The sequence below is a fragment of the Ruminococcus sp. RTP21484sp1_RTP21277st1_D2_RTP21277_210401 genome, assembly GCF_040924225.1.
In the GTDB taxonomy this organism is placed as follows: Bacteria; Bacillota; Clostridia; order Lachnospirales; family Lachnospiraceae; genus Blautia_A; species Blautia_A faecis.
On the sequence record NZ_JBCOMJ010000021.1, the window covers coordinates 61,995 to 85,207 of the forward strand.

19 protein-coding genes and 2 pseudogenes are annotated in these 23,213 nt (G+C 44.0%); 3 read left to right on the forward strand and 18 right to left on the reverse strand.

What is annotated here, in order from left to right:
* Nucleotides 1-26 precede the first annotated feature (26 nt).
* The 5 genes and pseudogenes from AB5706_RS14370 to AB5706_RS23155 form a co-directional block, all read right to left on the reverse strand.
* Nucleotides 27-1,967 carry an alpha-L-rhamnosidase-related protein gene (locus tag AB5706_RS14370; RefSeq protein ID WP_368366144.1) on the reverse strand — a complete coding sequence of 647 codons (1,941 nt, stop codon included), beginning with the start codon at nucleotides 1,965-1,967 and terminating at the stop codon, nucleotides 27-29.
* A 514-nt stretch (nucleotides 1,968-2,481) separates the two neighbouring features.
* Complete coding sequence (locus AB5706_RS14375) at nucleotides 2,482-2,928, reverse strand: YwiB family protein (protein ID WP_118577592.1); 447 nt, start codon at nucleotides 2,926-2,928, stop codon at nucleotides 2,482-2,484.
* Between the two features lie 18 nt (nucleotides 2,929-2,946).
* Nucleotides 2,947-3,768, reverse strand: a complete 822-nt coding sequence (murI, locus tag AB5706_RS14380; RefSeq protein WP_472515484.1) for a glutamate racemase — start codon at nucleotides 3,766-3,768, stop codon at nucleotides 2,947-2,949.
* An 87-nt stretch (nucleotides 3,769-3,855) separates the two neighbouring features.
* Nucleotides 3,856-4,083: a hypothetical protein gene (locus AB5706_RS14385; RefSeq protein WP_368366146.1), complete on the reverse strand. Its 228-nt coding sequence runs from the start codon at nucleotides 4,081-4,083 to the stop codon at nucleotides 3,856-3,858.
* Between the two features lie 63 nt (nucleotides 4,084-4,146).
* Nucleotides 4,147-4,209: pseudogene (locus AB5706_RS23155) on the reverse strand (hypothetical protein); the annotation flags it as partial.
* Here AB5706_RS23155 and AB5706_RS23160 point away from each other — a divergent pair.
* Complete coding sequence (locus AB5706_RS23160; protein ID WP_465220659.1) at nucleotides 4,192-4,245, forward strand: DUF6783 domain-containing protein; 54 nt, start codon at nucleotides 4,192-4,194, stop codon at nucleotides 4,243-4,245. The pseudogene AB5706_RS23155 and the gene AB5706_RS23160 sit on opposite strands and share 18 nt — an antisense overlap.
* Here AB5706_RS23160 and AB5706_RS14395 read toward each other — a convergent pair.
* The 6 genes from AB5706_RS14395 to AB5706_RS14420 form a co-directional block, all read right to left on the reverse strand.
* Nucleotides 4,242-5,906, reverse strand: coding sequence for a GerAB/ArcD/ProY family transporter (locus AB5706_RS14395; protein WP_368366147.1), 1,665 nt, complete (start codon nucleotides 5,904-5,906; stop codon nucleotides 4,242-4,244). The genes AB5706_RS23160 and AB5706_RS14395 overlap by 4 nt on opposite strands.
* 9 nt (nucleotides 5,907-5,915) lie before the next feature.
* Entirely contained in the window at nucleotides 5,916-7,430 is a 1,515-nt protein-coding gene (locus AB5706_RS14400) for a spore germination protein (RefSeq protein ID WP_368366148.1), read from the reverse strand.
* Between the two features lie 293 nt (nucleotides 7,431-7,723).
* Complete coding sequence (locus tag AB5706_RS14405; protein WP_118577596.1) at nucleotides 7,724-8,398, reverse strand: GntR family transcriptional regulator; 675 nt, start codon at nucleotides 8,396-8,398, stop codon at nucleotides 7,724-7,726.
* A 15-nt stretch (nucleotides 8,399-8,413) separates the two neighbouring features.
* Nucleotides 8,414-9,268 carry a 4-(cytidine 5'-diphospho)-2-C-methyl-D-erythritol kinase gene (ispE, locus tag AB5706_RS14410; protein ID WP_118577597.1) on the reverse strand — a complete coding sequence of 285 codons (855 nt, stop codon included), beginning with the start codon at nucleotides 9,266-9,268 and terminating at the stop codon, nucleotides 8,414-8,416.
* A gap of 241 nt (nucleotides 9,269-9,509) precedes the next feature.
* Nucleotides 9,510-11,066, reverse strand: a complete 1,557-nt coding sequence (locus AB5706_RS14415; RefSeq protein WP_173734781.1) for a DUF3794 and LysM peptidoglycan-binding domain-containing protein — start codon at nucleotides 11,064-11,066, stop codon at nucleotides 9,510-9,512.
* Between the two features lie 28 nt (nucleotides 11,067-11,094).
* Nucleotides 11,095-11,541 (reverse strand): protease complex subunit PrcB family protein, encoded by a 447-nt coding sequence (locus tag AB5706_RS14420; protein WP_118577599.1) that lies wholly within the window; start codon nucleotides 11,539-11,541, stop codon nucleotides 11,095-11,097.
* A gap of 202 nt (nucleotides 11,542-11,743) precedes the next feature.
* Here AB5706_RS14420 and AB5706_RS14425 point away from each other — a divergent pair, with 202 nt between their 5' ends.
* Entirely contained in the window at nucleotides 11,744-12,484 is a 741-nt protein-coding gene (locus AB5706_RS14425) for a lysophospholipid acyltransferase family protein (protein ID WP_118577600.1), read from the forward strand.
* Between the two features lie 87 nt (nucleotides 12,485-12,571).
* On the opposite strand, the gene AB5706_RS14430 is transcribed toward AB5706_RS14425, so the two are convergent.
* Together AB5706_RS14430 and AB5706_RS14435 are read right to left on the reverse strand one after the other, a co-directional pair.
* Complete coding sequence (locus tag AB5706_RS14430) at nucleotides 12,572-13,438, reverse strand: RpnC/YadD family protein (protein WP_368361334.1); 867 nt, start codon at nucleotides 13,436-13,438, stop codon at nucleotides 12,572-12,574.
* A 220-nt stretch (nucleotides 13,439-13,658) separates the two neighbouring features.
* Nucleotides 13,659-14,600, reverse strand: a complete 942-nt coding sequence (locus AB5706_RS14435; RefSeq protein ID WP_173770787.1) for an AraC family transcriptional regulator — start codon at nucleotides 14,598-14,600, stop codon at nucleotides 13,659-13,661.
* A 296-nt stretch (nucleotides 14,601-14,896) separates the two neighbouring features.
* Here AB5706_RS14435 and AB5706_RS14440 point away from each other — a divergent pair, with 296 nt between their 5' ends.
* Nucleotides 14,897-17,308: a glycoside hydrolase family 3 C-terminal domain-containing protein gene (locus AB5706_RS14440; protein WP_368366149.1), complete on the forward strand. Its 2,412-nt coding sequence runs from the start codon at nucleotides 14,897-14,899 to the stop codon at nucleotides 17,306-17,308.
* 124 nt (nucleotides 17,309-17,432) lie between these two features.
* Here AB5706_RS14440 and AB5706_RS14445 read toward each other — a convergent pair whose 3' ends face one another.
* From AB5706_RS14445 to AB5706_RS14465, 5 genes and pseudogenes are all read right to left on the reverse strand, one after another.
* Nucleotides 17,433-18,917 carry an ATP-binding cassette domain-containing protein gene (locus AB5706_RS14445; RefSeq protein WP_173715746.1) on the reverse strand — a complete coding sequence of 495 codons (1,485 nt, stop codon included), beginning with the start codon at nucleotides 18,915-18,917 and terminating at the stop codon, nucleotides 17,433-17,435.
* Nucleotides 18,914-19,963 (reverse strand): sensor histidine kinase, encoded by a 1,050-nt coding sequence (locus AB5706_RS14450; protein WP_148461526.1) that lies wholly within the window; start codon nucleotides 19,961-19,963, stop codon nucleotides 18,914-18,916. The genes AB5706_RS14445 and AB5706_RS14450 overlap by 4 nt, the downstream gene beginning before the upstream one ends.
* A 7-nt stretch (nucleotides 19,964-19,970) precedes the next feature.
* Complete coding sequence (locus AB5706_RS14455; RefSeq protein ID WP_173715745.1) at nucleotides 19,971-21,617, reverse strand: response regulator; 1,647 nt, start codon at nucleotides 21,615-21,617, stop codon at nucleotides 19,971-19,973.
* Between the two features lie 213 nt (nucleotides 21,618-21,830).
* The gene (locus AB5706_RS14460; protein WP_148461524.1) at nucleotides 21,831-22,763 is read right to left on the reverse strand and encodes an ABC transporter substrate-binding protein; all 933 of its coding nucleotides are present in this window, start codon (nucleotides 22,761-22,763) and stop codon (nucleotides 21,831-21,833) included.
* Between the two features lie 138 nt (nucleotides 22,764-22,901).
* Nucleotides 22,902-23,213, reverse strand: a pseudogene (locus AB5706_RS14465) (ABC transporter permease); the annotation flags it as partial.

A 23,213-nucleotide genomic window follows, 5' to 3' on the forward strand; every position in this document is an offset into this window, starting at 1 on the left:
TTACGCTAATAACAGCCCACAGAACTTTATAAATCAAGTCTGTGAGCTGTCTTCTCTACCTTCAGCTCGTTCCCATCCCACACAATATGTACCTGTCCCTCAGCAACAGGCAATGTACAATCAAAGCTGTCGAAAAACTCAGTATGCGATTCTACCACAAATTCTTTTCCGCCGACTCCAGTAAATTTCAGCCCCATGAAATACTTCGCCAGGAAATAGATCGGGCTTGCAGCCCAGGCATGGCAGAGACTTTTTCCAAAGCGGTCGCCGTACATATCGTACTGAGTTTCTACTGGTGCCTCCGGGTCAAACTCTTCCCAGAAGGTAACTGCACCGCGGTCCAGCATACCGCCCCAGTAATTGCGAATCTTATTTAGTACAAATTCCAGATTTCCGGTCTGGCAGAGCATATCCAGTTCAAAGAAGTTGAAATACGGAGTTGTAATTGCCGGAATTGCATCATTCTTAATTACATTTGCCAGAATTTTCTCCTGCTCTTCTTGTGTTGCAATGTGAAAAAGAATTGCAAAAATATTGGCATGACGGGTCACATTTCTCTTACCGGATTCAAAGGAATCAATAAATGCGCCTTTCTCCTGATCCCAGTAGAATTTACGGATCTGCCCGATCAGTTTCTCATATTTCTCCATGTATTCCGGATTTTCTTCTCCAAGAGCCGCACTCACTTTCGCCATGGTCTGCCAGCATGCTGCGAACAGCATCTGCTCTGCACAAAGGGCACCAGTCTTATCCATGTCAGCCCAGTCAATGTAGATCCAGTCATTTTCACGACCTACAAGAAATCCGTTTTCATCCAGCTGACCCTCACAGAACTCCATAAGGGAGCACATTTTCGGATAAACCTGGCGGACAAATTCCAGGTCACCATATGCCTCATAATGATAAAGCACGCCCAGGATCCAGAACAGGGAATAGTCCATGATGGTATTGATATGTCTTGTCATAGGATCATTTCCACGTAGTGCTAAAAGAGTTCTCTGGTCAATATCAGGATCTGCCAGCAGATACTGATTTACAAAAAAGCTCTGGTAGGCGTCTCCAGACCAGATCCATTTGTCACGTTTCACCCCATCCAGGAAAAAGATACCGCTGCAAAGACGGAAGGTATGCTCCGCCACCTCCCAGATTTTATTTAGTTTCTCATCATTACACTTAAAGGAAGCGCGTTTCGGGAAATCTACATACTGATAGAATGCTGTGATTTCCACATCTTCGGCTTTGCAATTCGGAATGAATGCAAAACGGACTGCACAGCATGGGCATCGATTTGTAACCGGATTCGGCTGCCAGCTGTAGTAGCAGTGCTCAAGGTCAAGAGCTTCGTCCTCAGATTCACCGCAAAAAACCTCTAAATCCTCATCTTCGCTTGTACTGTCAACACAATTACTGCGTTTACTTTTCACATAAACCGCCGCCGTCAGTTCCGTCTCAAACTCTGCCAGCACGCCACCGTTTATCTCGCTGATTTTCACCGGCTTGCACTCTTTTTCTGTATATTCCCACACAGTAGGATTCTGTCCCGGCTTGGTAAAATACTTACACACTCCAACCGGCACTAATGGCTGGGAATAATCCTCTGCCTTCCATGTTTTATCAGAATGGATCACCTCACCCTGCACATAAGCGCAAGGAAATGCCTCCACACAGCCTGCATGAATAGAGATCCGCACCTTTCCAGGTGCTACTGTAATCTTCTTTCCAAATGGATATTTCTTCTCCCCATTCTCCCTGGTTACAAGCACATGACCAATCGCATTGGAAAATACAGTAAAACTGGTCTCCTGCTCCAATTCATAAGTCCGGCGGAAAGCCACACGGTTGCGGAAGCCCTCACTCTTCCAAAATGCCGGCCATCCAAAACCTCTCTCCACACGGCTGAAATTCTGCTTCATGGCATGATATAATTCAAAATCTCCCGGATACCAGATCCAAAATGTATTTTCCATTTCCGTTTTCCTCCCGTAAATTATTGCTGTTCACAATCTTTGAACAATAACCAATTCTCATTTCTTGTAAATCTACTCATAATTTAACTATAGTATAAAATGAATTTCTCCAGGAGTCCACAACATCCCACGTTTAAAAAGCTACAGATTACGCTTTCGTATCTGGTTACGGCTGGTGAATTAAACAAAGAAGGCGCAGCTTAAAAACAAACTTTTAAGTCGCACCTCTTTTGTTTACATCATTACATAAAAAATGAAAACCATATATTGCCAGAAACATGGGATTACCATAACCAGCGTCATCGATGGAACCCTTTTCAAATTCATGAATACCGTGGATGTCAGCGCCAGTGACCACTGGTTTCATCTGAAAATATTGATTCCAATACCAGATTCGTCCACTGCTACCGATTCAAATAACAATAAAAAAAACAGCAGGAGTTCATTCTAACAAACGAACGCCTGCTGTCTTCTTGTTAAAATTAATTTCTGTAATGCTTCTACCCAACAGTTCCTACAACACAAACCCAGTTGTATTCTTCCCCTGCGCCTGAATATCCAGACAGCAGTCTGCCACATGCTCCTGATTCAGGTCCAGAGAATAGTTCACTTTCATGGCAATTTGACCGTCACTTTCTTCCAATTCCAGATTCGTCGCTGAAATTCCCATTTCAAGAGTTCCAAACGGGGTGGTATAAAATGCCATATTACGCTTTCCCTGCTCAAAAACCATATGTGTATTTACCTGTCCTTTTTTTCGGACTTCCATTCCCCGGGAAGATATCTTGATATAATTTACAGTAGGATCTCCCTGCTCGTCCAGCATTTCTTCATAGCGAAGATAATGGCTTCCATTGCGGAAATAATACTCTCCCGGAACCACAATCTCGATTGGCTCATCACCTTCTGGTGTGTCCATCATATGTAAACCTTTTACGTGAATTAAAACTTCTTTTTCCATTCTTTTTTCCATCTCTTTTTAATATTTCTCAATATCGATTTTCTGTGTTTTCTCTACATCAAAGGGCAGGATTGAATTGGCAAAGCCCTTGAATTTCTCTGCCAGATCGCTCACATAGAAACGATATGGGAAATCAGACTGTCCCTGTCCGGTGCTCTGCATATTCTGCTCTTTCAGAAGTCTGCCAAGCTCCAGTGCCGTCTCATACGCCGGGTTCACCAAAGTAACACCCTCTCCCATGATCTGTCCGATGGTAGAACGGAGCAGTGGATAATGGGTACAGCCAAGGATCAGTGTATCAATATCTTTTTCCTGTAATTCCCTCAGATATCTGCTGGCGACTTCCACTGTTACCGGATCATGAGTCCAGCCTTCCTCTACCAACGGTACAAATAAGGGGCATGGCTTTCCGATCACTGTAATCTCCGGATTGATCTTTTTCAGAACCTCCGCGTGGATTCCACTTCCAACAGTACCTTCGGTACCGATGATTCCCACCCGTTTATTTCTGGTAACCTGCGCAGCTACCTTCGCCCCGGCTTCAATCACCCCTAGAATAGGAATATCAAATTCTTCCCGGACTGCATCCAGGGCAAATGCACTGGCTGTATTACACGCTACCACTATTGCCTTTACCTGCTGTTCTTTCAGGAAACGGATAATCTGACGTGAATATCTTATAATCGTTTCCTTGGATTTACTTCCGTATGGAACCCTGGCAGTATCACCGAAATACACGATTTTCTCTGCTGGAAGATTCCGCATGATCTCCCTTGCCACAGTAAGTCCGCCAATACCGGAATCAAACACACCAACAGGCGCATCTCTGTCTATTTTCATTCATCTATCTCCAAATTCATAGTCAAGCGATATTCGCAATCTGTATTTCATTTTAACACCAAAGGAGCGGCGGTGCAAGTGCTTGTACTACATCAAAGCGTTAAGTGTATCCACAATCCAGAAATGAAATCTTGGCTCCGCTTTCTGACCGTTCTCCGTCCTCGGTGCTTCCATAAAACAGAACTGGGGATAAATGGTTCCCCACCACGCAAGAAGGTTAGAATTTTTATTAAAATTTTCACTGCCCGGGCAAAGTAATACTGCTGTCAGAAGTGCTGCCGCTATATGATATTTGTTTTTTCTCAGACAAAGCATAAAAGTACCTCCCATATTTTTCTTAACAAAAGTATTCCCTGTCCCGGCCCGGAATAATCACATTTATTCCCACTGCTTATTGCTTTTCGCAGCTTCCCTGGAGCGTGTCTGAAAAAGGCTTTCTGCAAGATGTGCGTCACAATTTGTGGGAGATTCGGCTAAAATTTCACTTCCAATTCCTTTCCATAAATTTTCAGTTCTGGCAATTCAGACAAAGCACCACGTTCATAAAACTCATGATAAACCTCACGAAGCGTTACTGCCTGTCCCGGGCTTCCATTTGGATTATTTTCCAGCAGCCCAAGAAGATACTCTCCCAGAGAAACGTCCTGAGGGCTTACCCAGGCTACTGCTTCAGATGCCGCAGCACAGCGAAACACATAAACATTTTCACCTATAGTCGGCTCCTGCTTCAGATACTCGAGAACCTGCTCCCAACGCCCTCCATCCAACAGACTCTCTCCAAGAACCAGAATTTCCAGATGTCCCATATCCAGATATTTTTCCTGTGTCCGGCTGTATATATTTTCAATCTCACGGAAAGTTTCTCCCTGAATCGACGGAGCAGCATTCCCCTGGTCTTCCCCGTCTTTTTCCTGTCCTGTAGATTTTGGAAGATCCGGAATTCCGTAAGTCAGCAGATATTTCCCCTCTGTAATATCAGCTCCAAGTGCAAGCGGATACATGCGTTTCTCCGGTTCCACACCACCACAGCCGGTTAACAGAAACAATGTACTGACACACGCTGCAGCAAGCTTCTTTTTCCACTTCTTTTTGCCTGTCATAAAAAACATAATCTGAAGCACCAGCATTCCGGGCACAAAAATATATTTCAAATATAATGGAAAACTATTCCGGATTCCCCATCTTTCAATATCCCACACAGCTCCGGCAAAAACCAGAATGGATATCCACAGCTTTCCAGTTCCCATATCTGCTTTTTCCACAATTAAATGACCATAATGCAGAAAACTTCCAATAGAAAATAAAAGGCTGTATAAAAGAAATCCCATCCAGAGGACATCAAATCTTGCCAATACATTCCCTGGAAGCTCCGCACCTGACAGAAGCGGCAAAATCGGACAGCTTTCATATTTCAGCCGCCCCCATCCAAATACAGAAGGAAGCAGCAATTCCGTCAGAATAAGCAAAATTCCCAGGGTAAAAACGGCAAGGCTTACAGTTTTCCCTGTATCTTTACTGTTTCCTACACAGTTCAGTGCAAAGGGAAGCAGCCCCAATCCGGAAAATGCACATATCACATCATATCCACTTTCCAGAATTTTTCTTCCTGAGAAAGAGGAATTCCATACCATTTCCTGAAAATACTCCCATTTTCCCTGTCCCACAGCCAGGACTAACATAAGCATAACCGCTGCAAGTACCACGCCTCCTGACACTTCTCCCATTCTGCCTCGCCTCTGAATCCCCTTTTGCGTGCCCAGACTGCAAACCAGCAATGTGATCAGACATAGCCATTTTTTTCCTATACCTGTTCCCAGACTAACTGCAACAATTTCTCCCAGAAGGTTCAAAAGAAATGCGGCTCCAAAAATACAGTATATAAGAAAAAACAACGCTGTCAGCCGTCCCCACACCACACCGGCTGTTTTGCAGGGCCTGGCAAAAGCATAACGAAGACGGATGAGGAAAATCACATAAAACAGCACAGCTGCAAGGGCTGCTGCAGTCCCTGCCAGCCCACCAAGCCCCAGAGTTTTTCTGTTTTCGAAAAGGCATAATATTAATGGTGCAATAAACGCAATCACAATCTGCCTGTAGAGCTGCCGCTGGGAGATTCGATTATTTTCTGCAAATTTCATTTACTTCGGTTACCTTTCCTTCCTGTTCTTATTGCGGATTTTTTGCAGTCTCACTCGCTCATTTTTTCTGGCATATGGAGGGCGCCTCCATCTCTTTTTAAATGGCACTCTCACAATTTTGCTTCCAGTCCCATTATCCGTACTTTGTTTGACAAAGGGCGACAGGTATGGAACTCCAAAGCTGAGAAGTCCTGCCAGATGTGATACTGTCAGATATACTCCTGTCACAATTCCAAAAATCCCCAGATATCCTCCCAAAAACAAAAAGAAATATTTAAGCATCCGAAATGCCGAGGCAAATTCTTCATTAGGGATTGCAAGAGAACCAAGTGCCGTGATCGCCACAACCATGACCACGATCGGGCTTACAAGATTCGCTTCCACAGCAGCAGATCCCACGATCAGTCCTCCCACAATTCCCATAGCATTTCCCAGCGCTCCCGGAATCCGTACACCAGCCTCCCGAATCAGTTCAAAGGATAATTCCAGCAGAACAAGCTCCGCAATGCTGGAAAATGGCACGCCTTCTCTTGCCTGGGCAAAGGACAGAAGCATATTCGTAGGAAGAATCTGCGTGTGAAACCGGATCACTGCAAGATAAAGTCCCGGCAGCAACGTAGCAGCTGCCAGTGCCACATAGCGCAGTATTCGAAGAAATGATGCCATTTCAAATCGGTTATACCAGTCCTCGCTGCTTTCCATAAAGCTGTGAAAAACCCCTGGCAAAATAAGCGCTGACGGAGAATTATCACAGAGAAGCACTGCTTTTCCATTTAAAATTTCCTGCGCTGCACGATCCGGTCTTTCCGTAGTCTGGTACTGCGGAAAAGGGGAAAACCAGGAATCCTCCGTCAGCTGTTCCAGCATTCCGCTGTCCAGGATTCCATCAACTCGAAACTCTCCCAACCGCTCTTTCACCTGTTCCAGAAATTCCTCCTGCACCAGATCTTCCATGTATACCATCTGAACCAGTGTATGTGATCTCTCCCCAATATAAAATTCCACTACCTTTAATCTGGTATCCCGAAGCCGCTTCCGGATCAGTGCAGAATTTATTTTCACAGAATCAGAGAAGCCTTCCCTGGAACCTCGCAGAACCTTCTCCATCTCCACTTCTGTTACCCCCATGCTTGGATAACCGGCACTGGAAATTTTCATGGCCTGGTCAAATCCGTCCATAAAGAAAACCGCATTTCCGGCAAGCAGCCCTGCGAACACCTGCTCCATGTCAGTCAGCTTCTTTACATCCGCAATTCCCAGACTGTTATACTCCACAAATTCCTGCATCTCCCCAGGCGAAATCTCCCAGAAATGCCCCACCATTTTTCCAATGGCAGAGTCTTCCAGCATCATATTGGAAGTCGCTACCTCAATATAGACCATCAGACAGTCAACCTTCCGCTCATCCCCCAGCCGCATCTTCCGGATCTGAATATCTCCACAATCTGTCAGACGTTCTCTTATATACCGTTCATTTTCTCGAATATCCTTTGAAATCATAACAATATTATCATTTTTATCCAACACTGCTCCTCTTTTCCATTTTCAGGCAACAAAAGAAAATCCTGCCTGCAGGATTCTCCACCTGCGGCGGGTCGCTTCGGACGACATCTTTCATTTCGCCGCAGTGCGATCCTGCCCGGTAGTTTTTTTTTGTAATGGAAAATTTCAACGAAATTTCCCATTACACAAAAAAAGACACTGGTTATCTCTCCCAGTATCTCCCATAAAAACAATTATATTCATTTTCTCTCAACTTCCCAAAAAGAGGAACGCGGGCAGGATGTGCCCGCTCCGCTCCCAGAAAACCACTCAGTTTACTCTTCTGCCCGAATCGCCTGAATAATTCCCATCCGCTGATTTTCCAGATGTTCAAAAGACAGCTCCTGTGCCGCTTTCACGTCCCGTTCCTTAATCGCTCTGGTAATTTTCTCATGCTCTTTCACCAGACGGTTTCTGGACTCATCCTCTTTCAAATATTCTACACGATATCTGTAGATCTGCTCGCGAAGATTATTCAGAACCTGCATCAGTCTTTTATTATCAGCAGCTTCATAAATTACCTCATGGAAATTCACATCCGCCTCAGCCATCTTTACCAGGTCGCCTTCCGCCGTACTGGTCTGGAAAACCTCAGCCGCCTGCTCCAGCTTCCGGATATCCGCATCTGTCATATTAGCACAGGCCTTCTCAATGGCCATATTTTCCAGAGTGATCCTGACCTCCAGAACGTCATTCAGATCCTTCTCTGTAATATTGGCAACCTGGGCTCCACGTCTCGGGATCATCACAACCAGCCCTTCCAGTTCCAGCTTACGCATGGCCTCCCGGATAGGAGTTCTGCTCACCCCAAGCTTCTCCGCAAGGGCAATCTCCATAAGTCTTTCGCCCGGCTTCAGTTCTCCCTTCAGGATTGCCTGACGCAATGTGTTAAAAACGACCTCCCTAAGTGGAAGATACTCATCCATATGCACTGTAAAATCACTTGTCATTTGTATTTTCCTCCGCTAAAAAACATCTGTGGCAAAAACAGTCTTCGCAAGTCTGCTCTCCCTGAGAACAGCTGCTGCCCGATCCATTTTCTCCTTATCATCAAAAATGCCAAATACAGTAGGACCACTTCCGCTCATCATGGCCTTACGTGCTCCGTTGCTCTCCATCAGATCTTTGATTTCCTGGATCACAGGATATTTGCTGATAATTCCCGGTTCAAATACATTTCCCATTCTGGAAATCATTCCATCAAGATCACCATTTCTGACAGCTGTCACCATACCATCGATATCCGGATGAACCACAACAGGATCGTCCAGTTTCAGGTTCTCATAAGCAGTCTTGGTTGAAACATTTACTCCTGGTTTTCCCACCAGAACATAGCAGTAAGGTACTCTGGGAAGTCTGGTCAGCTTCTCCCCGATTCCCTCTGCAAGAGCAGTTCCGCGCATCACACAATAAGGAACATCCGCTCCAACCTTCACAGCACGCTTCATCAGCTCTTCCTCAGAAAGTCCCAGTCCAAACAGGCGGTTCACTCCAACAAAAGCAGCTGCCGCATCAGAGCTTCCACCAGCCATGCCGGCTGCTACCGGGATAAACTTCTCCAGATTCATGGTAAGCCCCTCTTTTATATCAAACTCATCCATTAACATTTTCGCCGCTTTATATACAAGATTCCGCTCGTCAGTAGGAACGTAAGGAATGTTCGTGGTAAGGACAATTCCCGGCTCCTTTTTTTTCTCAATTTCAAGCACGTCATACATCTGTATGGTCTGCATGATCATACGGACTTCGTGATATCCGTCATCACGTTTTCCAACCACGTCAAGTCCCAGATTTATCTTTGCAAGTGCACGTAAACGCATAATTTCCTCCGCTTGTAGCTGCCGCTCACATAAAACCTCTGGCAGGCTCTAAGAGCAGCAGTTTCTTTGTACTTTGTATACAATTTTATCAATGCTTTTATTGTAAAATATTTTTGTATTTTTTTCAATACATTTATGCGAGGAAATTTCTCATTCTATATATATCGTTACTGTCCACAACGTGACCAGAGCATGTTTGAAAAGGTTTTCTCCAAATATATGCAGTAAACAGAAAGCAACCTTACCCTTCCACCTTCTTCACCAACAGCAGCGGCATTCCAGGCACAACTCTGTCCTCTTCCAGTTCATTCAGCTCACAGATTTCCTCCACTGTAGTATAAAATCTTTTCGCAATATCCCACATAGAATCCCCATTTTTCACCACATACACCGTGATTCCCGGCATTGCCTGGATTTTCTCCATATCAAGGGGACGCTCCTCCACTTTGCTTATGATCATCCGGTTTTCACACTGAAGCACCAGCACATTGAGACTGATCACAGCCTTCACCTCAATCTCATTGCTGTCGATCATAGACGTTGACAGCTGTTCCAGATCTGCCTGCAGAAAAAAGATACTGTCCTCGTTGATCCCGTTTGCCTCAATTATATGGGAAAAAGGGATCATTCCATCAACAGAATAGAATGGCATTTCATCATTTCCTGTAATATACAGAATTTTCATAAATACAATTCCATCAGCCTGGATTCCATTTTCTACAATTTTCGTTTTCTCAACCTTTACACGTCCCTGGCTGTGACAGATCTGCAGGATTTTCCCCTGGCTTTCCTTCAGTTCAATACGGTCAGATACGCGGCATTTGGAGTCATTCCGTACCAGGAGGCTTTCCAGACACATCTCTTTTCCCTGAGGAATGCATTCTTTCAAAGGCGAGTACACATCCAGAATCAGGTCATGCTCTTCTTCGCGGTAAAGCTTCATATCCAGTTCCAGCACCGTGTCTACACTCATTACCCGTTCTTCCCCATCGGAATCCGGTTTTACTTCAATGCTCTGATGCATAACGGAAAAGCCAATATTTGGAATCATCTCTCCCATACAACCAGTACACTCCACTTCCGTATTAAACGGAAGCACATACTCTGCCCACTGAAGCGGATTTTCCTCATCTTCTCCCGAATACAGGACAAAAACTGACAGCTCCCCTCTTGCCTTCACCACATTATCCTCTGGACGCAGATCCATTCCACGGACATCGATGGTATACCACAAAAGCTGTTCAATGTTCGGTTTATTGGACACTAAAGTCACTTCATCCTTAATCCGCATAGTGTCCTTTTTATGTACCATAAGACTCATTAAACGGACTTTCTTCCTTTTTACTGAAATTCCCTCCTCACTGATTTCCACCGGAAGCTGAATCCCTGCCATTTCATCTACCACTGCATAAAAGGTGACAATTGCTTTTATGTTTAGTTTTCGGGAATGAATCATGTGCACGCTGAGATCCTCAATCTCCCACTTCAGGCACATTTTATCCCCACTTGCAATCCCTTCCAGGTTCAAAGTCTCATCAAAAGGCAGTTTTGCCCCCAGACTGCTCACCTTCTGGTTTTCTTCCCCCACATAGAGAATATCCACGTTCAGGTTTCCGCTGATAAATGCCTTTCCTTCGCTAAGACGCACTTCATCCATGGAAACGTCACCCTTGTTCTGGATCAGTCGGCCCACATCCGGCTTTGCATCTGGTACATTATAATCTGTATCAAACGTTACCTGGCTGGCTGCACGGCTTTTTATCTGAAGCATCTGCACACTTTCTTTTCTTAATTCCACGATTTTCCACTCCTTTTTCACCAGACTGCTATATTGCATCATTTTCGCTTTTTTCAGTAAAGCGTTCAAAAATCACAGGTTCTTTTCGGTATTCCGTCTTCACCACGATGTAAGGATAGGAAGGCGGACTGATCGTTATTTTCTCGTCTGATGGCCCCAGCAGCATTGTCCGGAAAAAAACAGCCTGGGAAGTCCACCCCAGTTCTTCCACAGAAATACTGTAACCTCCGCTCATTTGCTCCCCGTATCCTTTTACAAGAAACAGGTCTTTTTCACATTGATAGGTCAGCTGAAATTCATTCTTCTTTTTCTCCTGTATCAGGGCAGCCAGTTCTGCCGGTATCTCTTCATTTTTTACAATGGAATACTCCAGAGGCTTCCGCGGCTCTTCCTCAATGCGGATAAAATTGCATCCACTGATCAAAAGCAGTGACCACAAAATTACTCCCAGAAGAACTGCTTTTGTTTTTTTCATTCTGCCACCTCAGATGTCTCGTTGCTGTTCATCTGATGCTCAGCCTTTAAACACAGCAAACAGCAATCTCCATTTATTTTATTGTATGAGGAATAAAAAAGATTTATTGCAAGAATTTTTCAAATTACATATAATAGACATAAACAATATGCCAAAACATGCTTCCTACGCATGAGGCACAGATCAAAGAAAGGAAAATCATATGATTCGTTTTATTTTATGCGTGATTGTAGTGGTTGGATTCCTGATTTTATCCATTCCCATTCTCTTTGTAGAATGGATCATCGGCAAATTCAATCCTATGGCAAAGGAAATCAGCTCTCTTCGGATCGTTCAGGCAGTATTTCGTTTTATCCTGTGGATATCCGGTGTGAAGCTGACTGTTATCGGAGAGGAAAATGTACCAACTGATGTGCCGGTTCTTTATATCGGAAATCACAGAAGCTTTTTTGATGTACCGATCACTTATCCACGCTGCCCCATCCGTACCGGCTATATCGCAAAAAAAGAGATGGAAAAGGTTCCTCTGCTTTCTACCTGGATGAAACGTCTTCACTGCCTGTTTCTTGACCGTAATGACCTGAAGCAGGGCCTGAAAACCATTCTCACTGCTATTGAGAAAGTGAAATCCGGCATTTCCATCTGCATTTTCCCAGAGGGTACACGAAACAAAAATGAAGATGAACTGGACATGCTTCCATTCCATGAGGGCAGCTTCAAAATTGCCGCAAAGACAAACTGTCCGATCATCCCGATGGCGATCAGCGGCTCCGCTGATATCTGGGAAAACCATTTTCCAAGAGTTAAGAAAACCCACGTTATCCTGGAATATGGCAAACCAATCTACATAGACCAGCTGGAAAAAGAGGACAAAAAACATCTGGGTGCTTATACACAGAATATCATTCATGAAATGCTGGTAAAAAATAAAGCGCAGTTATAATGCGTCAGCTTCCAACTGGCAGGACAGACCTTTACATAAAGAATTTAAGGCTGTCCTGCTTTTGGGTTCTGGAGCTTGTTTGAAAAATCATTCCCGCATTTTTATAACATCATTCTCACTAATCTCAAGAATATCTGCAATCTCCGCTGCAGTCATCCCTTTTTTCATCAATGACTGGGCTATTTCCCTATCACGCAGCTGTATTCCTTTCTGTATTCCTTTCTGTATTCCACACAACTCCCCAGCCTCAAACTCGGCTTCTCTCAGCTTTCGTTCTTCCTCTTCTTTATCATACTCAAATATACTCACTGCGATAACCTCCGCTCTTTTATTCTGAAGAAAATCTTTTAGAATTCCATTCTGAATGCACTCATCCACAGCTTTTTTCACAGCTGCTTCTAGTTCCATATATTGGGCATACTTACGTACCTTTGCTACATATACTGCATATTCTCTTAACGTCTGACACTGTTCCAGCAGTTCTCGGTTTCTTCCTTCATTAATGTTCAACGTTACCACTTTAAGCTCCAGTTTCGGCTCACCAGATAGGTTCTCATACGCTTCTGACAGACAATTTTCCCATCTTTCATCTGTCTTCTCTATACCGTTGTAGAATACAATAAAATTTGGTGCAGGGATTTTCTGCAGTGTCGATGAATACAGAGACTTCTTATTCACCAATTTCTGGTATTCTGCTGATATGTAAAAAAGATCCCTCAGGGGCATATTAGGTGTGTAGGTTGACTGATGTTCATACAGAAAAAGATTGGTGCCAATAATAAATGCCAGATCATTTTTCATTCCCATATAAATAGCATTCTCTAGTGTCACAATCTCCAGTTCTTCCGGATTCTCATATGATGTTCCGTTAATCGCATTATAAAGCGAAAGCAGATTTTTACGGTCGGAAAAAAGCATTCTGAATATTGTATCCTTGTAGTTTCTGTTTACCATAATCTGGTCCTCCTTTTCTTGCAGGAGTCAGAAAATACAGATTAACTCTTATTTGTTAACCAATCACGTTCAGAACTCCTGCTTTTTTCATTTTTAATGGGTTTAAAAGCATGAATTTCTGAAATGCAATTAGATAAATCAGATGGCTGACGTGCCATGAACTATATAAGAAATATGCTTTTTATCATAGTAACATTGTCCATGCTAATTTACAAGTACTTTATTTATCATAAGATTTCAGTTTTTTCTTTCTCCGGACTTCCTTCGGCGATTCCCCATAAGCTTCCTTAAATTTTCGCAAAAAACCTTTGTAATTGGTAATCCCGTTTTTATCCAGAAGAAATGTTATATTTTTATCTGTCTCCAGAAGATCTGTGTGGAAATGCTCCATGCGGATCTGATTTACATAAGCCAGGAAGGTCTGTCCTGTATATTTGCGAAAAAGACGACAGAAATGCTCTGGTGTAATGGACAAAAGCCCAGCAGCATCGGCAAGGGAAATTCTTTCCCCATAATGTTCCCGGACAAATTCCATGCACAGCTTCATCCTCTCCAAGTCTCGCAAAGTGCCGTGAGTGTTTTCTGTATCTTCCTCACTCCTGATTCCTTCTGTATAAAGAAAATAAAGTAAACGGTAAACAGCAGAAAGCACCAGAAGATGATAGCCTTCTTTTTTTCCTTCATAAAAGCCTGCAATTTTCCGAAATACGTCTCTCAACTGATCATACAAATCATCAGCCCGATTTGTAGACTTTCGATTCTCCCTCATCTCCACAAGTCCCTTTCGCTGCACATTCTCCAGTTGTTCTCCCTGAACACATGCGTCAGCTGATTTCGACCTTATAAGCTCCTGAAATTTCAGTCCCTTCCACTTTGCAGAAATTCTTTCCAGATGAACCGGCGGGATCTGTAAAAGATAATACCTGGCATCCTCATGCGTGTAGGTATAATGGATATCATTGGAATTTACCAGAAAAATATCCCCTTTTTCCAACTCATAACTCACATCATTAATAGATGCTGTAATCTCGCCGCAAAGCACATAAATAATTTCCAAATGCTCATGCCAGTGCGCCGGTAACAATTCATCCCAGGTATTTACATATGTAAAATGAATTTTCCCCAAATGATCATCCAGCACGTTTTCATATTCTGCTCTCATAGTATTCCTCACCTTCTTTTTTCACTCAAATTTCCCGACTTCCATAATACGCAACACTTATGCTGCAGGTTTAAAATCAAAATACAACATTTATGCTACAGGTTCAAAATCAAAATATACCATTTATTCTTTATGATAATATATAATATTTCATCTATAATATCAAGAAAGACCTATAAAAGAAGCAATAAACCATCTAGTACACCACCGCTTTTTCCAGTACAATAGCAATATCAAGGCAACTACACGAAAAAAACTTTCTAATTATAAATTTATCTACAGGAGGACATCCCACAATGAACAAATGGATCAGAGTTAAATTCCAGCCAAACCTTCCCCTTAAGGAAAGCGGCCGTGTTACCGCAAGCAAAGAACATATCCTTCTTTCCAAAGAAGCCGCCAAGGAAGGTATGGTTCTTTTAAAAAATGAGAAAAATCTGCTTCCTCTTGTTGAGGGCACACGCATCGCCCTTTTCGGCAAGGGCAGCTTCGACTATGTAAAAGGCGGCGGCGGAAGCGGTGATGTTATGGTTTCTTATGTACACAACCTTTACGATGGGCTGAAAATGCAGGAAAACGCCGTTCAGATCTACGAACCGTTATCCGATTTTTACCGCACCGATATCCGACATCAGTATGAAAAAGGTGCCGCACCAGGAATGACGGTAGAGCCAGAGCTTTCCCAGGAGCTTGCTGACGGCGCAAAAGCATTTGCTGACGTTGCAGTTGTTGTGATCAGCCGTTTCTCCGGCGAGGGCTGGGACCGTTCCAGCATTGAATGCAACAACGAATTTAATCCATGGGATACAGAAACCACCATGCCGAAAATTTCCGGCGAAGTTTTCCCAGATGGCGACTTCTATCTCACTACCAGGGAGAAAGCAATGCTTTCCATGGTAAAAGAGCGCTTTGATGATATCGTAGTCGTTCTCAATATCGGCGGAATCATGGACCTTTCCTGGGTAAAAAATGATGACCGGATTTCCTCCGCTCTTCTTGGATGGCAGGGTGGCATGGAAGGCGGGCTTGCCATGGCGGAGCTTCTCACCGGCAAAGGGAATCCATCCGGTAAGCTGGCTGACACTTTTGCTGCAGACGTAAATGATTATCCATCCACTGCTAACTTCCATGAGTCTTTTGATTATGTAAACTATACAGAAGATATTTATGTAGGCTACCGTTATTTTGAAACCCTTCCAGGAGCACAGGAAAAAGTAATCTATCCATTTGGATACGGACTTTCCTACACCACCTTTTGCCTGAACACCACCGCTATGTGGGAAACAGAGGATCAGATTTTCGCTGAAGTTCAGGTGACCAACACCGGTAACCTGGCTGGAAAAGAAGTTGTCCAGATTTATTTCGAAGCTCCACAGGGACTTCTGAAGAAACCAGCCCGCCAGCTTGCTGCTTTTGCAAAAACCCGTCTTCTTCAGCCAGGTGAGACACAGCAGATCCGCCTTTCCTTTGCAAAGGCTGACATGGCTTCCTACGATGACCTTGGAAAAATCAAGAAATCCGCATATATTCTGGAAAAAGGTACTTATAAGTTCTATATTGGAACTTCTGTGCGCGACACTAAGGAGAGCCTCCTGACAATGGAACTGTATGAAAATATGATCACAAAGCAGCTGACAGCTCATCTTGTTCCAACCAGCCTGAAAGAGCGTATGCTCTCTGACGGCAGTTTTGAGGAGCTTCCACAGTCTGCATGCAATGACATGAACGAATGCGTATTTGAGAAAATGGAGCCGGGCACTGAGGAAGGTATTACCCCTGCAGTCCGCTGCTGTACACGTGGCACACTTTTCGACAACTTTGGCAGAAAACAGTTTATTGATGTAGCAGAAGGCAGGCTTTCCCTGGATGATTTTATGGAACAGTTAAGCGATGACGATCTGATTCATCTTCTTGGAGGACAGCCAAACGTAGGTGTTTCCAATACCTTCGGCTTTGGAAATCTTCCGGATTATGGTGTTCCATCCATTATGACAGCAGACGGTCCTGCCGGTCTTCGTATCAGCGGGGAATGCAGCATGAACACAACAGCATGGCCTTGTGCAACCCTTCTTGCCTGCACCTGGAATCCGGCTCTTGTTCAGCAGGTTGGACAGGCTGGCGCCGAAGAAGTGAAGGAGAACAATCTTGCTGTATGGCTTACCCCTGCAGTAAATATCCACAGAAATCCGCTTTGTGGAAGAAACTTCGAGTACTATTCCGAGGATCCGCTGATTGCCGGAAAAATGGGCGCAGCTATGGTAAAAGGTATCCAGTCCCAGCACATTGCAGCTTCTGTAAAGCATTTCGCAGCAAATAACAAAGAGACCAACAGAAAGCACAGCGATTCCCGTGTTTCCGAGCGTGCACTTCGCGAGATCTATCTGAAAGGTTTCGAGATCATTGTAAAAGAAGCACAGCCATGGACGATCATGTCCTCCTACAATGCAATCAATGGTCACCGCGCTTCTGAGAACCGTGAGCTTCTGGAAGATGTTCTCCGCGGCGAGTGGGGCTTCAAGGGAATGGTCACCACTGACTGGTGGACAAGAGCAGAGCATTACAAAGAAATCAAGGCCGGAAATGACGTAAAAATGGGAACTGGTTTCCCAGAACGTGTGAAAAAGGCCATGGAAATGGGACAGCTTGGCCGCCCGGAATTAGAGCACTGTGCAAGACGGGTGCTGGAACTGATTCTGAAGATTGACTGAAATTGAATTTTAGTTATAAAGAAACCCATGGCAATTTTATTTCTGTTGCCATGGGCTTCTTATTTAGGCTCTGGAGCGTGTTTGAAAATACAATCCGAATTATTAGTATTATGTTTTATACATTTTATTTTCTCTCTGACGGATACCTATGCAGCCAGGGCACCGACGAGGTAATCTTATGGAAATTTTCTCTTACAATTTCCTTCTTTTTCCCATTTTCCCCAAGAATCAACAGGCGATCTGCCATAGCCAGGGAATCCGATAAATTCAAAGATAAGATCACCACCGAAATCCCCTTATCCAGGAACTTTTCCAACATACTCCAGATAAACATCCTGTGAGCAAGATCAGCGCCGCAGAAAGGCTGAATACAAAACAGAATCTCCGGTTTCTGCAAAAATACTCTTGTATACACCAGCTGATACTTCTGCTTTTCACTCAGTTCCTCCACCGGCATTTCAAAAACATCTGTCCCTAATATGGGACTGTATTCATTCCGAATACTTTTCTGAAGACGTTTGTTGTGCCAGATTGAAGGAACTTTTTCTGCCAGACAAATACAGAGATTATTCATATAATCCAGTTTCGGAAAAATCATGGTTTTTGTAGTACGTTCCTGGATTACTGCAATCCTGCCATTTCCCGGAATCTCTGTCTGCTTCCCATTCAACAGGATTTCTCCACTTTCCGGTAAAATATCTCCGGTCAGAATCTTCCGTAGCTCCTCCATTCCCCTGGCATCCATAATCTGTACGGCCAGGCATTCTCCTTTATGCACATCAAAGGAAAAATTGCAGGCTGCATCCTCTCCGTAGCCCTTCCATTGAAAAACAACCGGTGCAGCCTGCTGCCCTTCCCTTTTTTCCGTATGATAACGGACCATGTCGTTATATTCCGTCATGTAAGTTACGGGCGGATCATTGAACAGCTCCTCTCTTTCCAGAATCTTCTGGATTCTTCCATTGGTAAACAGCGCACATCTGTCACAGATACTGGAAATCTCTTCCAGATGAGAACAGATATAAAGAAAAGAAAACCCTTTTTTCACATAACGACGGATAATTCCATGGAGCTTTTTCAACTCATCATCACTGACAAGGGCTCCAACTTCGTCCAGCACGATCAGATGATATCCCATAATCACAGCCCGGAGCAATTCTACAATGATCCGTTCAAAAGTAGAAAGCTTCTCCACATCTTTATTAAGGGGAATGTCCATTCCGATATCTTCTAAAAAAGGTTCCATCTGCCGGTTCAGGATCTTTGTGCGGATCACCCACTGGCGAAAGCCCGGACGCAGGACAAAAATATTATCTGCAATGTTCAGATTTCCTGCCAGAGAACTTTTCTCCTGGATAATGCTGATCCTGTTTGCTGCCTTGTAATTCTCTTTCCAGGTGTTTACCTTTTCCCCTCCATAATAAATATAACCGTCATAGAGGGGAAGATTCCGTTCCAGAAGCTTCAGAAGAGCTGTTTTTCCATGACTGTTAACAGGCATAAATCCCATAATCTCTCCCTGAAAAATCTGAAGATTGAAGTCCTCCAGCTTCACAACCTCATCCTCTTTATACGTCACACGCTCCATTCTGAGAACTTCGTTTCTCATACCAACACGCTCCTGTTTTTCACCTGTCTGTCGTCAGTAAGTATAGGGATGGTGATCTCCACATCTGTTCCTTCTCCTGGTACAGAATAAACATGCATGCCATATTCATCCCCAAAGATCAAATGGATTCTGTTATTCACATTCACCAGAGCAATTCCGCCCTGTTTTTCTTCATTGTCGTGAATGGCCTTGGTTGACTTGCCCAGCTTCTGGTTCAGCTTTGCTAAAGTCATCTCGTCCATTCCCACCCCATCGTCTGAAATACGGATGAGCAGGCGATCCTTTGTACACTGAAAACGGATATAAAGATTTCCACCGCCAACCTTCAGCTCCACGCCATGGATAATGCTGTTTTCCAGAATCGGCTGCAACGTCAGTTTGGGGATTCTGCAGTTCATGATCTTTTCATACTCTGCAATATCATAATCAATATGAAGCTGCAGCCGGTCCCCGAAACGATATTTCTGAATTCCAAAATAAGTCTCACAGTTATCCAGTTCTTCCTCCACAGAAACCAGATTCTCCACCTTGGTAATGGTGTAACGGAAAAATCTTGCCAGGGCTTCTGTCATATCTGCAACGCTGTCCAGACCTGCAATAATAGCTTCTCCACGGATGCTTTCCAGTGTATTGTAAAGAAAGTGGGGATTGATCTGATTCTGCAAAGCCAGGTACTGAGCCTGTCTTTTGTTCAGATCCATATACTGGGGAGAACGCACAATGCGGTCTACCATTTTCATCTGCTTCTGGATGCTTGGAGTCAGGTTCAAGAGTTCCATATCTTCTTTTTCGGAAAAAATATAACCATCCAGAAAACGATCCGTCATTTTTTCACAGCGCATGTAAGGGCGGTGAATCCACAGCCAGAATACAATCGGAAACAAAATTGCAAATATTGTTATAATTATGGCCATCCACCAGGGTGTTTCGCCTTTATATGCCAATAACAGCTGAATTACCGCCAGAATAATAAAACTCCCGAAGACTACCGTTCCCAGGACAAGAGCCCGGTTGGATATGTATTTCAGTTTTTCTTTAAATTTCATTTTTGATTTATCCATACAATTTTCTATATGTAGAGGGTTTCACCCCTGCCGCTTTCTCAAAGGTATGTGTGAAATGTTTCGGATCGTTATATCCTACCCTCCTGCAGATTTCTGTTACTGGAAGATTGGATTCCCGAAGGAGTAGCTTGGCCTGTTCCATTCTCACGTTGATCAGATATTTTGCAAAACCTTCTCCTTCTGTCTTCTTGAATAAGGCACTGAAATAAGCAGTGCTAAGTCCCACTATCTCGCTGACTTCCTCTAAAGTCAGCGGATCACTGAAATGGTTCTGGATATATTCCTTTGCCTTGCGAACCGGGCGGATAGTATCAGTTTCATAGCGTTCAGCCTGCTCCTGGATATATTTTTTCTGGAAATCCCCAAGACAGGAAAAAATTTCCTCTATTTTTCCACATTTATCACACTGTTTACGGAATTCCTCCACAGTAGCAGTACGCTCTGGAATCCGAATACTTGCCGCAAAAATATCAGCTGCTGCATACACCAGTTCAAAAATCTCGCTGCCACGAATTTCTTTCGCCTTATTTACCGTATCCTGCAAATCCTCTACTGCTTCTGCTGCATTCTGAATGCTGGAAATTTCTACGGCATGAGTAATCTCACGAAGATACTTTTTCAGCAACTCGCTCTCCTGGATTTCTGAAGCTTTTCCCAGACAGTCAAGAACCCGTCCGTCCCCTTTTACCAGCCTTTCCTGGATCAGTTTTCGGGCTTCCTGCATAGAGTCAGCCAAATGCTCTGCCTCTTTGTATGCAGCTCCAACTGCCATGGAAAAGCTTACATGCTGAAACATATTTTTCTGGATTTCCATCTGGGTAAGGCTGCTCTTCATGCTCCGGCGGATGGATTCCTTCTCACTTTCCGGATAGTTAAGAATACCGTAGCAATAGTCATCACGAATCAGAAGAACTAATTCGCGGCTGTCTTTTTTCAGATTTCGTTCCAGGACCTCACGTACTTTTTCCATAAGGATTTCACTGGAAGTGGAGCTGATCTCTCGTGCGCCAGCCAGACCTGTTGTTCCATCCATTCTGCCGCCAGAAATGATCTTTCTTCCATAATCCACTTTTACACAAAACGCCTGGTACACTCCCTGTCTTGCTTTCAGATGATAAATGCTCGTCAATGTGTCCTGTGAAACCGGCATATCCGGCTGATCCAGCAGCCGGTCGATCAGATTTGCCCGTAAATGGTCATCATCCCTTTTCGCCTTATTTACAAGCTCCTGATGATTCAGTTCCGACTCCTTGCGCTCCCCGATCTTTTTCTGCAATTTCTGCAGGGTAGCAGTCAGTTCCCCCTTGTTTACCGGCTTCAGAAGATAATGTCCCACACCGTAACTGATAGCCTGCTGTGCATACTCGAAATGGGCGTAACCGCTGATTATGATTACTTCCAGAGCGGAATCCAGCTCCTTCACCCTTTTTACCAGCTCCAGGCCACTGCAGCCTGGCATGCGGATATCTGTGATCAGAATATCCGGCTGTGTCTGCCGTACCATTTCGCAGGCTTCCTCTCCGTTGTGGGCGATTCCCACCACCTTCATTCCCATAGAATCCCAGTCGATCAGTGCCTGGATCAGCTGGCAGATCCGCACCTCATCATCTGCAATTACTACCTTTAAAATCTCCATGTTCTCCGTCCCCATTACATGATTACTGTGAAGAAATTTCCCCATTTTTTTAGAAACTCTCTCCACTTTTTCTTACTTCTAATAATAATCCATTTCAGCATTTTAAGCAAGAAAACCGCCGGAAAAACCGACGGTTTCTTGCTCCTTATAATTACTGCCCCAGCCGTCATCATATCCATGACGTTCCATGAACAATATTCCTTTTATTTCAGATTATTTATCAGAATCCTTTGTGATCACAGATACACCTGTATCTGTAACTTCTCCGCCGAGTTCCTCGCCGTTGATTGCTTTTACAGCTGCTTTTACGCCTTCAGATCCCATAACATCTGGGTTCTGAGCCATTGTGCAAAGAAGATATCCGTCGTCGATCAGGTTCAGAATCGCGTCAGATTTATCAAAACCAACACCGATGATGTCAGCGTTTCCAGCTGCTTTGATGGCATTTCCGGCACCAGTTGTGGAGCCTTCATTACATCCGAAGATACCAACAACACCCTGTGTAATGTAGTTCTCTGCGATACTCTGGGATTTTGCAGCATCACCTTCGCCGTACTGGGTTTCCATGATCTCGAAGTCTGTGCCGTCAAATGCTGCGCGGAAGCCTTCCTCACGGTTTACGCAGGAATCAGTAGCTGCGTTTACATTAATGATACCGATTTTACCAGATGTAATACCAGCATCCTCAAGCGCCTTCTTCATCTCTTCTCCTGCTGTTGTTCCAGCTGCCTCATTGTCTGTGGAGAAAGTAGCTTCTGCCTCTACATTTGCAGGGGAATCAACATATACGATCTTAATTCCCTGATCTTTTGCTTCCTGAAGTGCGGAAGAAATAGCGTCTGGTCCGTTTGCAGCAACCATGATTGCATCATAACCGCCTGCTACTGCATTGTTTACACACTCGATCTGCTGAGCGTCATCTTTTGTATTCGGGGACATGAAGTCAACTGTTACACCAAGCTCTTTTGCTTCTTCCTGAGCGCCTTCGTTCAGGGTGATCCAGTGCTGGTCGATAGAGTCCATTGTGATCAGCGCAATTTTCTCATCGCCTGTAGCCTTAACATCATCTGATGCATAAACAGTAGCTGCTCCAAGGGAAGCGATCATAGATACTGCACATACCATAGCTAAAAGTTTTCTTTTCATTGTAAAAATCCTCCTAAAAATTATTTTTTATAACTACCCGCCTTCTCCATTTGCGGTTTAGTTTCATGAAATTATTTTACATCTCCCATATTCAGTTGTCGATTTCATTTTCCTGTGAAAAATACTGTTTTCTTGCGGTTATTTTTTTCTGTGTTTGCCAAACTGTCCGTTTCTTACAACTACATCCAGCAATACGGCTGCAACTACGATCACGCCGATTACAACTCGCTGGATACCAACTTGTGCACCGATCATGTTCAGACCATTTTCCAGAGTCTGCCAGACAGCTGCACCTGCGAAGGTTCCAAGAAGGATTCCAGTTCCTCCAAGTGGGGAAACGCCACCGATTACGCCGGCTGCTACGCCATACATCTCGTACATGTTTCCAGCTTCCATATTTCCCATACCAGCCTGTGCGCAAAGGATAAGACCAACTACACAGGAGCATAC

What these genes read in the sequence shown, in the direction of transcription:
- AB5706_RS14435 (WP_173770787.1), bottom strand. Translation starts at nt 14,600, where the DNA reads ATGAGAGCAGAATATGAAAACGTGCTGGATGATCATTTGGGGAAAATT.
- murI (WP_472515484.1), bottom strand. Translation starts at nt 3,768, where the DNA reads ATGAAAATAGACAGAGATGCGCCTGTTGGTGTGTTTGATTCCGGTATT.
- AB5706_RS14430 (WP_368361334.1), bottom strand. Translation starts at nt 13,438, where the DNA reads ATGGTAAACAGAAACTACAAGGATACAATATTCAGAATGCTTTTTTCC.
- AB5706_RS14405 (WP_118577596.1), bottom strand. Translation starts at nt 8,398, where the DNA reads ATGACAAGTGATTTTACAGTGCATATGGATGAGTATCTTCCACTTAGG.
- AB5706_RS14440 (WP_368366149.1), top strand. Translation starts at nt 14,897, where the DNA reads ATGAACAAATGGATCAGAGTTAAATTCCAGCCAAACCTTCCCCTTAAG.
- AB5706_RS14375 (WP_118577592.1), bottom strand. Translation starts at nt 2,928, where the DNA reads ATGGAAAAAGAAGTTTTAATTCACGTAAAAGGTTTACATATGATGGAC.
- AB5706_RS14450 (WP_148461526.1), bottom strand. Translation starts at nt 19,963, where the DNA reads ATGAAATTTAAAGAAAAACTGAAATACATATCCAACCGGGCTCTTGTC.
- AB5706_RS14425 (WP_118577600.1), top strand. Translation starts at nt 11,744, where the DNA reads ATGATTCGTTTTATTTTATGCGTGATTGTAGTGGTTGGATTCCTGATT.
- AB5706_RS14460 (WP_148461524.1), bottom strand. Translation starts at nt 22,763, where the DNA reads ATGAAAAGAAAACTTTTAGCTATGGTATGTGCAGTATCTATGATCGCT.
- AB5706_RS14455 (WP_173715745.1), bottom strand. Translation starts at nt 21,617, where the DNA reads ATGGAGATTTTAAAGGTAGTAATTGCAGATGATGAGGTGCGGATCTGC.
- AB5706_RS14445 (WP_173715746.1), bottom strand. Translation starts at nt 18,917, where the DNA reads ATGAGAAACGAAGTTCTCAGAATGGAGCGTGTGACGTATAAAGAGGAT.
- AB5706_RS14395 (WP_368366147.1), bottom strand. Translation starts at nt 5,906, where the DNA reads ATGAAATTTGCAGAAAATAATCGAATCTCCCAGCGGCAGCTCTACAGG.
- AB5706_RS14385 (WP_368366146.1), bottom strand. Translation starts at nt 4,083, where the DNA reads ATGCTTTGTCTGAGAAAAAACAAATATCATATAGCGGCAGCACTTCTG.
- AB5706_RS14420 (WP_118577599.1), bottom strand. Translation starts at nt 11,541, where the DNA reads ATGAAAAAAACAAAAGCAGTTCTTCTGGGAGTAATTTTGTGGTCACTG.
- ispE (WP_118577597.1), bottom strand. Translation starts at nt 9,268, where the DNA reads ATGCGTTTACGTGCACTTGCAAAGATAAATCTGGGACTTGACGTGGTT.
- AB5706_RS14370 (WP_368366144.1), bottom strand. Translation starts at nt 1,967, where the DNA reads ATGGAAAATACATTTTGGATCTGGTATCCGGGAGATTTTGAATTATAT.